The following is an 11,354-nucleotide window of genomic DNA, read 5'->3' as shown; positions in this document are numbered from 1 at the left end:
GGTCGAGCGGGGGCGTCGCAAGACGCGCCGGTATCCAGTATGACCGGTAAGGCTAACTCCGCTCGATTCCGCCACCCGCGAGATTAGCCTCTCCGGTGGTGGTTTAAATAAAACATACTGGAGGCTGCCCTATGGCGACGACCCCTCTCTTTTCACACTCTATATTTACCCTGCCCTTTAGCCATGCCACGGATTTCACCGAGCTGGCGGATAACTGCGAGCGTTTTGTCGAAGGACTGGTTGAATGCCATGACCCGGTTGAAAAGCTGGCGATTTGTGCACGTCTGTCGGCCTGTCTCGCATTATTACAACCGACCTTAACGGAGCCTGTACCGCAGCATCTACAGGCCAGCCTGACAGTGGAAACCTTACCGACCCGTTTTCCCCTTTTCGAGCCTGAGCCCGACCAGATGGGACGTTACTGCCAGCTTTTGACGCATTTACTGATGAGCAAAACGCTTTCTGATGATATGGAGCGAGTGGCAGGTGATTTGTTGCAGGATTTGGTGGGTTATTTCGCCGACACGCTGAAAGCGCCGCGCTGGTTGAAAACAGATGAAGGCATGGTAATGCTGTAAAAAAAGCCGGGTGACGCTTACCCGGCTTACGATGTGCAATGAATTCAGGCCCGGTAAGCGCAAGCGCCACCGGGCAACAGGACTCAGCTCAACAGCTGGAAGGCAATCATACCGACAATTGCGCCGACCGTGCCGAGGATGGTTTCCATCATCGTCCAGGTCTTCAGCGTTTGTGCTTCCGTTGCGCCGGTAAATTTACCGAACAACCAGAAACCGGCGTCGTTAACGTGGCTGACCACGATCGAACCGCCCGCGATACAAATTGACAGTGCCGCCATCTGCGCACCGGAGAAGTTCAGCTGTTCAATCACCGGCATCACCAGACCGACTGCCGTTAAGCACGCCACGGTTGCTGACCCCTGAATGATACGCACCGCTGCCGCCAGCACGAAGCAGGTAATGGCAATCGGCAGACCCATTCCGGTTAACGCTTCGCCCAGCGCCGGACCGACGCCGGAATCAACCAGCACCTGTTTAAACACGCCACCTGCACCAATCACCAGCAGGATAATCCCCGCCGGTTGCAGCGCATGACCGCAGATCTCCATCACTTTGTCTTTTGGCATACCCTGGCGAATCGCCAGACCGTAAATCGCCACCAGACATGCTACCAGAATCGCGGTAAACGGGTGACCGATAAACTCAAACCATTCGTAAGTTGAAGAACCAACCGGCACAAAGCGCGCGGCGATGGTTTTCAGACCAACCAATACCAGCGGCAGCAGGATCAGCGACAAGCTAAAGCCGAAGGACGGCATTTTACCTTCGCCCAGATGCGGCTCGGTAATGTCATCAGGAATGTTCAGCTCAACGTAACGGCTGATGAAATTGCCCCACAGCGGTCCGGCGATAATCATGCCCGGAATCGCGGCACACAGGCCAATCAGGATCATCCAGCCAAAGTCAGCGTGCATCTGCGAAGCCAGCAACATCGGTGCTGGCCCCGGCAGTAAAAACGCCGCAGCCGCCGCCACGCCCGCAAACAGCGGAATGACTAATTTAACCAGGTTGGTACCGGTGTGACGCGCCATCGAGAACGCCACGCTAATCAGCAGCACAATCGCCACCTCAAAGAACAGCGGCAGCGCGCAAATCAGACCGGCCAGGCCAATCGCGTAATGTGCGCGGCTGTGGCCGAAGGATTTCAGCATTTTGACGGCAATTTGATCGACTGCGCCGGTCTCATGCAAAATCTTGCCAAACATCGCCCCCAGCGCCACCACAATCGCCAGGAAACCGAGCGTGCCTCCCATCCCTTTTTCCATAGTCGCGGCGATTTTATCGAGCGGCATACCGGAAAAGAGACCTGCACCAATAGACACCACCATCAAAGCAAGGAAGGCGTGCATACGCGCCTTCATCACTAAAAACAGCAGTAATAAAACGGACCCTACTGCTGTTAAAACAAGCGTTAATGTACTCACTACTTACTGCCCTGGTTAATAACCTCAATGGTGCTGGCGACCACACCGTCCAGTGGTTGATCGATATCGACCACCAGTACATCGCTTTCATTCGCACCTGGTTCTTCCAGCGCTTCAAACTGGGTCACCAGCATCTGCGTTTTGAAGAAGTGGCCTTTACGCGCTTTCAGACGGCTTTCGATAACGTCAAAATCCCCTTTCAGATAGATGAAAGAGAGGTTCGGGTTACCATCGCGCAGCTGGTCGCGATAGACTTTTTTCAGAGCGGAACAGACGATCAGCGAAACCTTGTTGGTACGCTGCATCGCAAAAGCGGCGTCGTTCAGCGCCTGTAACCACGGTTTACGGTCGTCATCGTTGAGTGGCTCACCGGAAGCCATTTTCATGATGTTGCTGCGCGGATGGAGAAAATCGCCATCAAGAAACGCGGCCTGCAGTTGATGCGCCACTTCGCTGGCGACAGCAGATTTACCGCTGCCCGATACGCCCATCAGAACGTAAACGTGGTGATCATGATTAGTCGTGCTCAAAGCGTTGCCCCCACTGGTACAAGAATCTGGAAATTGTTACGGGTAACTGTTATCGGTAACATTGTCCAGCCGGATAAATAGAGAAGCAATATCCATTCGTGCTCGAAGTGTATAAGTGTGAGCTACTTCAAACTTGTTGGCTTAAATAGATCCGCCCGGTGACAAGGTGAAACCTAAATCTAACATTTTAGGTGTGACTGCTTCACCACGGATGCGCGCCAGCAGACGTTCAGCACCAATGCTGCCCATCCGTTCACGCGGCGTGAGCACGCTCGCCAGACGCGGCTCCATCACCTGCCCGATGTCGTGACCGTGGAATCCGGCAATCGCCATGTCATCCGGGATTTTCAGCCCTAAACGCTGGCATTCGAAGGCCGCCCCTACCGCCAGGTCATCGTTGGTACAGAAAATGCCGTCGAGCTGCGGATATTCGCGCCGCGCCTGACGGATGAGTTCAATACCGGAGGAGTAGGAAGAAGACTGTTCCACCATCACGCTGTACGGCACCAGGTTGGCATCGCGCATTGCCTGCTCGTAGCCCCGCTGTTTGATGATAGTACGTTCATCAAGACGTGCGCCAAGATAGGCAACATGACGGTGTCCGCGGGCGATGATAGCGGCAGTCATCTGGCGCGCGGCTTCGAAGTTGTCGAAACCGACGGCGATATCCAGACACGGGGACTGGCTGTCCATCAACTCAACCACCGGGATACCGGCGACCTCAATCATTTTCAGCGTACGAGGCGTATGGCTACGTTCGGTGAGGATCAGGCCATCGATATTCCACGACAGCATCGATTCCAGGCGCTCTTGTTCCATCTCGGGTTTATAGCCGTAGTGCGCGAGCATAGTTTGATAACCATGGGCGTCGGTGACGGCCTCAATGCCGCGTAACACTTCAGCAAAAACCTGGTTTGTGAGAGACGGTAACAACACGCCGATAGCGCGGCTGGTAGCGTTAGAAAGGATATCAGGAGCGCGATTGGGAATATAACCCAGCTCATCAAGTGCAGCGGCAATTTTGCCCCGCAGCGCCACGGAGACCTGCTCCGGGTTACGCAAAAAGCGACTGACCGTCATTTTGGTCACGCCCACGCGGTCGGCTACATCCTGAAGTACGGGTCTTTTCTTTTTCATCGTCCTGAAGCGTTAAAAAGGGATAGATTCCCCCAGTTTACCACGGACGTGCGGAATTAATGACAAACGATGAAAAGCCGGATGTCGACGCTTTCGCGTCTTATCCGGCCTACATCAGGTTACAGCACGTTATACAGGCGGCAGGTCAAACAACAACACTTCGCTGTCGCTGTCGGCATGAATAGAAATTGCCTGTTCATCCCAGATTGCCAGACCATCACTGGTGGTCGCTTTGGTTCCGTTAATGGTGACGTTGCCTTTAACGACCTGGATCCAGACGCGACGTTCAGCGGCAATCTGATGTACCGACTGCTCATCTTTCAGTAACGCCCAGCGGTACAGCTCCATATCCTGGTACACTTTCAGCGAGCCATCGCGGGCATCAGGCGACAGCACCAGTTGTTTACCCTGCGCGGCATCGAAACGGCGCTGTTCATAGCGCGGCGTAATACCGTTTTCCTGCGGCATGATCCAGATCTGATACAGATGCAGCTTCTCAGTATTACTCGGGTTGTACTCCGAGTGACGGATCCCCGTCCCGGCGCTCATAATCTGGAACTCACCGGCAGGAACCTGCTCTTTGTTGCCCATGCTGTCCTGATGCTCCACCGCGCCTTCCAGCACGTAGGTCAGGATTTCCATGTCTTTATGGGGATGAGTGCCAAAGCCCTGACCTGCGTCAATCACGTCATCGTTAATCACACGCAGTGCCGAGAACCCCATAAAGTTCGGGTCATAGTAGTTGGCAAAAGAGAAGGTATGCCAGGAATCGAGCCAGCCATGATTCGCATGACCGCGGTCGTTAGCTTTGCGTAAATAGATCATTGTGTTCACCCCCAGATGTTTTCGATGGAGTAAGTGTGGACTCAATCTGCCTGGGATCATAGAGGGTGAAAATTGACTCCTCTGTTCAAAAAATATGAACAAGCCCAGAGGAGTCGATTAACGCTATTTGGCGAGGGTTATCGTGGCAGGCGTTGCTTGTTCGAAGGCGCGTTCGAGGATCTCCAGGTTGGTTAGAACTTCAGATTCCTTGACGTAATTAGGCGTACCGGCGGTCAGCGTCTGGTACAGCGCATCATAGACGCGACCGTAATCCCCCATCTCCGGCTTCACCTCTTCTTTTACTGTGATGCCATCATCGTTGACATACTCCAGCATTCCGATGGAATCATCAGCAGCGAAACCAGGCTCACCCGGCATGATATTGGCCTTCAGACTGGTTTCCTGCTGGTCGATGCCGTACTTCACAAACGAGCCTTTGGTGCCATGGACGATAAACTTCGGATAGTCAATTTTCACCAGATGACTGGTTTTAACAATGGCTTTCAGGTCGCCGTAAAACAGCTGTGCTTCAAAGGTATCGTCCGGGTTCGCTTTATTACGCAGGCTGCGGATGTCATAGGCCACGTGTTCAGGGCGACCGAACAGCGAGATAATCTGATCCATGGTGTGTACGCCCAGGCCATAAAACGCGCCGTCCTGCGGCAATCCCGGCTTGGTTTCTGCTTCGGGACGGTAGTAATCGAAATGGCTTTCAACCTCAACAATCTTGCCGAGTTTGCCGCTCTCAATCGCCTTTTTGGCGGTAAGGAAGCAGGAATCAAAACGGCGATTCTGGTACGGCGTAACGGTCAGCCCTTTGCTTTGCGCCAGTTCGAACAGCACTTTTGCTTCTGCCAGCGTCGGCGTGAACGGTTTCTCAACCAGCACGTTTTTACCCGCCTCCAGCGCACGTTTGGCGTAGTCAAAATGGCTGTCAGCATGGGTACAAACGATCACTAACTTCACCTGCGGATCGTTTAAGATCTCGTCGAGGTCGCTGGTGAAGTGAATATGTGAATACTGCGGCGCCTGCTCTTCCGGCTTGGCGCTGCGACGGTAGATGTGCGCCACATGCCAGGTATCTTTGCGGTGGAGAACGTAGGGAAGATGGTAGCGGGTGGTACTTTTACCAAAACCAATAAATGCGCAGTGTAAGGTCATGAGACAGTCCTTTTGAAGATGATTATCTACACCATAGCGCAAAGCGGCTGGAGACTGAATCCATCCTGTCATCGTGCCGGATGCGGCATTGCCTTATCCGGCCTACAAAAGCAGTAGCCTCAAGCTCGGGCGTCAGTGGCGCAGGCAGATTATTCACGGCCTGCGCACAGCAACCGGAGCGTACACAGAGTACGTGAGGATTGCGAGCACAGCCCGGGATTAAGCTGACAAGCAAACTAGCCCGAAACCCAGCCCCAAAAAAAAAGCCAGCAAAAGCTGGCTAAAGTAATACTGGAAGCAATGTGAGCAATGTCGTGCTTTCAGGTTCTCCGTAGGGGTTCCCCTGAACGCAGAGCAATAATAATCATTCTCATTCGCACTTGTCTACTTCTTTTTGCAAAAAAATGCAGTTGACGGAATTTTCTTTCTCAGCGAGGGTAAAGACTCAATTAACCCTGAAGGAGATAAGGAATGAGTGAGATAGTGATACGCCACGCTGAACCGAAAGATTACGACGCAATTCGTCAGATCCACGCCCAGCCGGAGGTGTACCACAACACGCTACAGGTTCCTCATCCTTCCCTCGAAATGTGGCAAGCGCGGCTAACCGATCAACCGGGGATCAAACAGCTGGTTGCCTGCATCGATGATATCGTCGTGGGACATCTTTCCATTGCAGTTGCTCAGCGCCCCCGCCGCAGCCACGTGGCCGATTTTGGTATCTGCGTGGATGCCCGGTGGCACAATCGCGGCGTTGCCAGCGCCCTCATCCGCACGATGATCGACATGTGCGACAACTGGCTGCGCGTCGAACGTATTGAACTCACTGTGTTTGTCGATAATGAGCCTGCTGTGGCGGTTTACAAAAAGTACGGCTTTGAAATCGAAGGCACCGGTAAGAAATACGGCCTGCGCAACGGTGAGTATGTTGATGCCTACTTTATGGCACGCGTGAAATAAATTTAAGGGCGAGTCTTATCGCCCTGCTTATTGAAAGGACGCAATAGTGAAAAAGTTTGTTCCCCTGGTTTTGCTGGCCTCGCTCTCCCCTGCTTTTGCCACTACCGTACAAAATCTCGATGCCGTACCCGGTGCCATTCAACATCCTGAAGGTAAACAGATTTTTGCAGAGCAAATGGCAGGGGCAACACCTGCGAAAGGATTTGGTGAACTTCCGCAGGGATTATCAGAGAAACAGTGGATTGGCTGGGTTGCGCCGAACGAAGATCCTAATAATCTGATCCTCACCGGCGCCAAAGCCTGGGGAAAAGACGGTAAATATATTGGCATTGCCTGTTTTGCCGATAATAAGGCTGACGCCGAGCAAGCAAAAAAATACGCGGATAACACCTGCCCGGAAAACTACAGCAACGGACGCGCCAATAAATTATATCTCGGCGTTTTTTCCTGGCAGAACCAACAGCTACAGCCAATTGCCCGCTCGGAAAAACCGTTAAACCAGATCTCAGCGTGGAATAAAGCCGCTGAAAAAGAGAGCGATGATGAGTCCGTCAGACCGCTGGCTTATTATACAAAGTTGGATCTGGCACCGTACCGGATCGCGCCTGATACTCTGGCGTTCGGGGTGCGCGGTGGCTACTCCGATGCCTACTCCGGCGGCGGCGCATTTTATGAAGTGCTGGAGTTGTACACGATCAAAGATAACAAGATAATCAACGTGTTTTCCGACCTTGTTTATCAATATCAGGACATCGCCGGAGACTGGAACCAGGACGGAACGCGACAGCACGACATCAGCGAGAGTAAGTACATCCTGAAATTGCGGTCGGCAAAGACGCAGGGATTTTATGATTTAGAGGTCGTGAACCTGCAGGATAAAAGCAGTCACATATTTCGCTGGTCCGAATCACTGCAACAGTATGTTCCTTAAGGAACTAATAAGGCCTGCAACGTTCAGAATTCTGTAGGTCATCAATATGGAATAAAAAATATCAACACATATTCAATTAATAAGTCAGAGTTATTAAATACATAAACACTTGCCCCATACATTATTTATATTCAGATTATCCTCAGCAAATCCCACTTAAAATGAAACGTTTTGTTTCTGCTATATACGAACGCCATCAAAAAGCGTAATTAAAAATGGAAGAGTAAAAACCTCCGTTTTACGAAAATACGTAATAAAAGGATAAGGATGTCATGAGTGATATCGTCTATCTGATGATTTCAGGGCAGCAACAAGGCGCTATTTCTGACGGATGTGGAACCACTGCATCTGTGGGTAATCGCTGGCAAATCGGACACGAGGACGAAATCTTTGCCTTTTCGCTCGCTAATAGTATAACCAGTACTGGCAAAGGCTCTCAGTTGCACGGGCTACGCTTTTGTAAGCTGATCGATAAAAGCACGCCGTTGTTTATTAATGCGATTAACAACAACGAGCAATTGTTTATGGAGTTTTATTTCTACCGCATCAATAGATTCGGTAGATGGGAGAAGTATTATTATATTCAACTGCGGGGAGCTTTCTTATCCGGTATTCAGCAGCAGTTCAGTGAAAATAGTTTAGATACAGAAACAATAACCATCAGCTATGAATATATCCTCTGCAAACATCTTGTTGCCAACACTGAGTTCAGTTACCTGGCGTTGCCCGAGAACTACAACCGCCTGTTTATCCCCCCTCCAAAAACGCCCACAGACAACGGCCTCAAAACGTTAAACAGCAAAGGGATTGGCAGACTGCTTGCCGCCGGAGGGATCTACAACGGGAATATCGAAGGTTTCAGGGAAACGGCAGAGAAGCTGGGAGGTGATGCGATTAAGGGCTACGATCAGGTCCTGAATGAAAAAACTGCAGGCGCTGCACTTGCAGCAGGTTCTATTTTGTTAGCTAGACGCTCTAATTCTGAAATTTATCAAGAGATTAATATCTATCTTGGAAGATTGAGAGGTGAGCCGAAATTACTCAGTGGCGTAACAATAAAAGAAATAAATTATACCCGAAGAAACCCCACTGAAGCAGCAGTATTGCGAAAGGAATTTAATAGTACCATAAGGAAAAAATTCCTTATTGATCTCGCAAAAAATCCAAGTTTAGTGAGTAGATTTAACTCAAATGACTTTTTAAGAATGAGTAATGGGAATACGCCTTATAACTATAGTGTTCACCATAAGTTACCATTAGATGATGGAGGAACAAACAACTTTGATAATTTAATATTAATAGAAAATGAGCCTTATCACAAAGTATTTACCAATATGCAATCCAATGTAACAAGAACAATGTTACCAGGTGAAAGCAAAACAACATTCTGGGCTATCCCATCAGGCTCAATTTATCCACTCAAATAGCAATCCAGGATTAAATAAAAATGAAAATTGAATTTCTCTTAGTTGAATTAAAAAAGATGATGGATGAGTTCGATTACCCTATAGAAGACGCCATAAAGAACGCCTTTGTTGAAAGCATCACAAAAAGAAACTCTGAAACTGAAACATCACCGATACTCGAACAATTATGCAATGAAGTCTGCATATTATTCTCTAATCAACCTGATTATTTAACATTCTTAGAAACAATGGATGGGTTTGAGTATAACGGATTAAGAATTTTCAGTCTTTCAATACCGGAACCTTTAGTTAAGAACTTATTTATCATGAACGAATTTTATAGAAATAATGATGACTATATAAACCCTGATATCGCAGAACGATTAGTCATTGGTGATGATAGTATTTCGTTATTCACCTATGATACTAAAACCTGTTTTTTTGAAATTAGAGATAACATTGGCACTGACAATGTATTTGGAACATTTAAATCCTTCACTGAATTTTTAAATGCAATTTTAGATACTGTTCGTTAATAAAGACAAGAACACACAATGAAAAAAATACCGTTAGACGTTTTAGAGAAAAGAGCAAAAGAAATAATCAGGAATACATTAGGTGATTATATATTGCCAGACGATATATTTTCGCAATTGGTATTAGGGACAATTATTGATGGCGATGACAGAGTTTTTGTTTTATTCATACCTAAAGAACTAGCAAAAGATGCAATAGATATTCTCAGAATAAGAATGAATATTTACTCTGGGGAGGATTTTGTTGAATATATTGGGCTTGAGCGAAAAAAGAAGTAGATCAACGATAACATTTCGTACAGTCAGGAGGATCTTTATGATCACTTACGAAGAAGCCATAAACAAAGCCAATAAATATCTTTACGATGAGGATGCTCCTGTCGTCATCACTCTCCACGGACGGTTTGCAGAAGGTTGGTTTTTTTGCTTCGAATCGAGGGAATACCTCGAAACCGGAGACAACGCTTCCCGCCTGGCAGGAAATGTGCCTTTCATCATCGATAAAGATAGCGGTGAAATCGTTGATTTAGGTACTGCCTGGCCGCTGGAGAAATATTTAAAAGACTACGAAACGAGCAAAACAACACGAAGCTAAGCTCACTCGGATACGATCAACTATGATAACTGAAACAGAATTTAACGTACTGAAAGTTATGGCCGAAAAAGATATTAACTGGAACTGGATAGCTCTGGATCGTGCGCTTTATACGAGAAACGTTCCTGGATTTGGTAACGTTGCGAATATCGTAACGAGCCTTGTCAATAGCGGATTGGTTGATGTTGTATATGGCGAAGATAAATCAAGACCACGCTACAAAGTAGCCCAAAATGGCTTTAACTTGATCAAAGAGCAACAGCATCTTTTTTAGTTTGAAATATTATGTTCGCTAAAAATTAAACTGTCCAAATCAGCCCTCTCCCACCGAAGAGGGCCATTATCCTTAGTATCCCGCCGTTAAATCATCCACGGAACGTGGGTCGGATGCGCCATACAGTGCACCATCCGGTCCTACCATAATGCTCTGCGTGCTGCCCATCGCTTCCTTCAGCGCGACTTTCTGCCCTTTCTGCTCCAGCAGCTTAATGGTGTCCGGGCTAAACCCTTTCTCAACGCGCAGTTCATCCGGCAACCACTGATGATGGAAGCGCGGCGCGTTGGTTGCTTCGGCGACATTCATTCCAAAATCAATGCTGTTGACTACCATTTGCAGCACGGTAGTGATGATTCTGCTCCCGCCAGGGCTGCCGGTAACCAGCCAGGTTTTCCCGTCTTTTACCACGATAGTCGGCGACATCGATGACAGCGGACGCTTCTTAGGCCCAACCGCGTTGGCATCACCGCCCACCAGTCCATAAACGTTTGGTACGCCCGGCTTAGCGGAGAAATCGTCCATTTCGTTATTAAGCAGAATGCCGGTGTTACCCGCCACAATCCCGGTGCCGAAGGTGGTGTTCAGCGTATACGTCACCGCCACGGCATTACCGTCTTTATCCACCACCGAGAAATGGGTGGTCTGATTGCTTTCATACGGCGCGAGCTTGCCAGGTTTGATCTGGCTGGAAGGCTTAGCCTTGTTGATATCAATTTGATCGGCAAGCGATTTGGCATAGGCTTTATTGGTCAGCGCCTGCCACGGCACCTTCACAAAATCCGGGTCGCCCAGATACTCCGAGCGGTCGGCGTAGGCATATTTCTCCGCTTCAGCCATTACCTGCATGGCATCGGCGCTGCCAAACCCGTACTTCTTCATATCAAAGTTTTCGAGAATATTGAGGATCTGCACGATGTGAATCCCGCCTGAGGACGGCGGCGGCATAGAGAATACCTGATACCCGCGATAGTCGCCGCTAATCGGCGTACGCTCA

The 11,354-nt window shown here is 49.1% G+C and carries 14 protein-coding genes; 8 read left to right on the top strand and 6 right to left on the bottom strand.

The genetic code is table 11. The features are described from left to right. Window positions 1-131: 131 nt before the first annotated feature. On the top strand, window positions 132-578 hold the full coding sequence (locus FDX03_RS20065; RefSeq protein WP_137346483.1) for a hypothetical protein: 447 nt from the start codon (window positions 132-134) through the stop codon (window positions 576-578). 83 nt (window positions 579-661) lie between these two features. Here the strand turns inward: FDX03_RS20065 and gntU are convergent, their stop codons facing one another. The 5 genes from gntU to FDX03_RS20040 all read right to left on the bottom strand — a co-directional run bounded on the left by gntU (window position 662) and on the right by FDX03_RS20040 (window position 5,655). After that, complete coding sequence (gene gntU, locus FDX03_RS20060; RefSeq protein WP_003023477.1) at window positions 662-2,002, bottom strand: gluconate transporter; 1,341 nt, start codon at window positions 2,000-2,002, stop codon at window positions 662-664. After that, window positions 2,002-2,532 carry a gluconokinase gene (gntK, locus tag FDX03_RS20055; RefSeq protein WP_048213572.1) on the bottom strand — a complete coding sequence of 177 codons (531 nt, stop codon included), beginning with the start codon at window positions 2,530-2,532 and terminating at the stop codon, window positions 2,002-2,004. Before gntK ends, gntU begins: the two co-directional genes overlap by 1 nt. 141 nt (window positions 2,533-2,673) lie before the next feature. Then, the gene (gene gntR, locus FDX03_RS20050; RefSeq protein WP_003023473.1) at window positions 2,674-3,669 is read right to left on the bottom strand and encodes a gluconate operon transcriptional repressor GntR; all 996 of its coding nucleotides are present in this window, start codon (window positions 3,667-3,669) and stop codon (window positions 2,674-2,676) included. Window positions 3,670-3,798: 129 nt separating this feature from the next. Continuing rightward, window positions 3,799-4,494 carry a quercetin 2,3-dioxygenase gene (gene yhhW, locus FDX03_RS20045; protein WP_016151113.1) on the bottom strand — a complete coding sequence of 232 codons (696 nt, stop codon included), beginning with the start codon at window positions 4,492-4,494 and terminating at the stop codon, window positions 3,799-3,801. A 123-nt stretch (window positions 4,495-4,617) separates the two neighbouring features. Beyond that, window positions 4,618-5,655, bottom strand: coding sequence for an oxidoreductase (locus FDX03_RS20040; RefSeq protein ID WP_137346482.1), 1,038 nt, complete (start codon window positions 5,653-5,655; stop codon window positions 4,618-4,620). Between the two features lie 471 nt (window positions 5,656-6,126). Between FDX03_RS20040 and yhhY the strand changes: the two genes are divergently transcribed. From yhhY to FDX03_RS20005, 7 genes are all read left to right on the top strand, one after another. Continuing rightward, window positions 6,127-6,615 carry an N-acetyltransferase gene (yhhY, locus tag FDX03_RS20035; protein WP_137346481.1) on the top strand — a complete coding sequence of 163 codons (489 nt, stop codon included), beginning with the start codon at window positions 6,127-6,129 and terminating at the stop codon, window positions 6,613-6,615. Between the two features lie 46 nt (window positions 6,616-6,661). Beyond that, on the top strand, window positions 6,662-7,546 hold the full coding sequence (locus FDX03_RS20030; RefSeq protein ID WP_137346480.1) for a hypothetical protein: 885 nt from the start codon (window positions 6,662-6,664) through the stop codon (window positions 7,544-7,546). A 272-nt stretch (window positions 7,547-7,818) separates the two neighbouring features. Next, on the top strand, window positions 7,819-8,973 hold the full coding sequence (gene tssD, locus FDX03_RS20025; protein WP_137346479.1) for a type VI secretion system tube protein TssD: 1,155 nt from the start codon (window positions 7,819-7,821) through the stop codon (window positions 8,971-8,973). A 20-nt stretch (window positions 8,974-8,993) separates the two neighbouring features. Then, entirely contained in the window at window positions 8,994-9,488 is a 495-nt protein-coding gene (locus FDX03_RS20020; RefSeq protein WP_137346478.1) for a YrhA family protein, read from the top strand. A gap of 18 nt (window positions 9,489-9,506) precedes the next feature. Beyond that, the gene (locus FDX03_RS20015; RefSeq protein ID WP_137346477.1) at window positions 9,507-9,767 is read left to right on the top strand and encodes a hypothetical protein; all 261 of its coding nucleotides are present in this window, start codon (window positions 9,507-9,509) and stop codon (window positions 9,765-9,767) included. Window positions 9,768-9,804: 37 nt separating this feature from the next. Beyond that, a complete protein-coding gene (locus FDX03_RS20010; protein ID WP_137346476.1) occupies window positions 9,805-10,083 on the top strand; it encodes a YrhB domain-containing protein in 279 nt (92 codons plus the stop codon). A gap of 22 nt (window positions 10,084-10,105) precedes the next feature. Continuing rightward, complete coding sequence (locus FDX03_RS20005; protein ID WP_049014307.1) at window positions 10,106-10,357, top strand: hypothetical protein; 252 nt, start codon at window positions 10,106-10,108, stop codon at window positions 10,355-10,357. A gap of 72 nt (window positions 10,358-10,429) precedes the next feature. On the opposite strand, the gene ggt is transcribed toward FDX03_RS20005, so the two are convergent. Beyond that, on the bottom strand, window positions 10,430-11,354 hold a 925-nt coding region (gene ggt, locus FDX03_RS23710; protein WP_249357127.1), incomplete at its 5' end, for a gamma-glutamyltransferase.

The sequence above is a fragment of the Citrobacter sp. wls827 genome, from assembly GCF_005280875.1.
Taxonomy (GTDB): Bacteria; Pseudomonadota; Gammaproteobacteria; order Enterobacterales; family Enterobacteriaceae; genus Citrobacter; species Citrobacter youngae.
The sequence above is the reverse complement of the archived record's forward strand: the minus strand, read 5'-3'. Positions and strand labels throughout refer to the sequence as shown.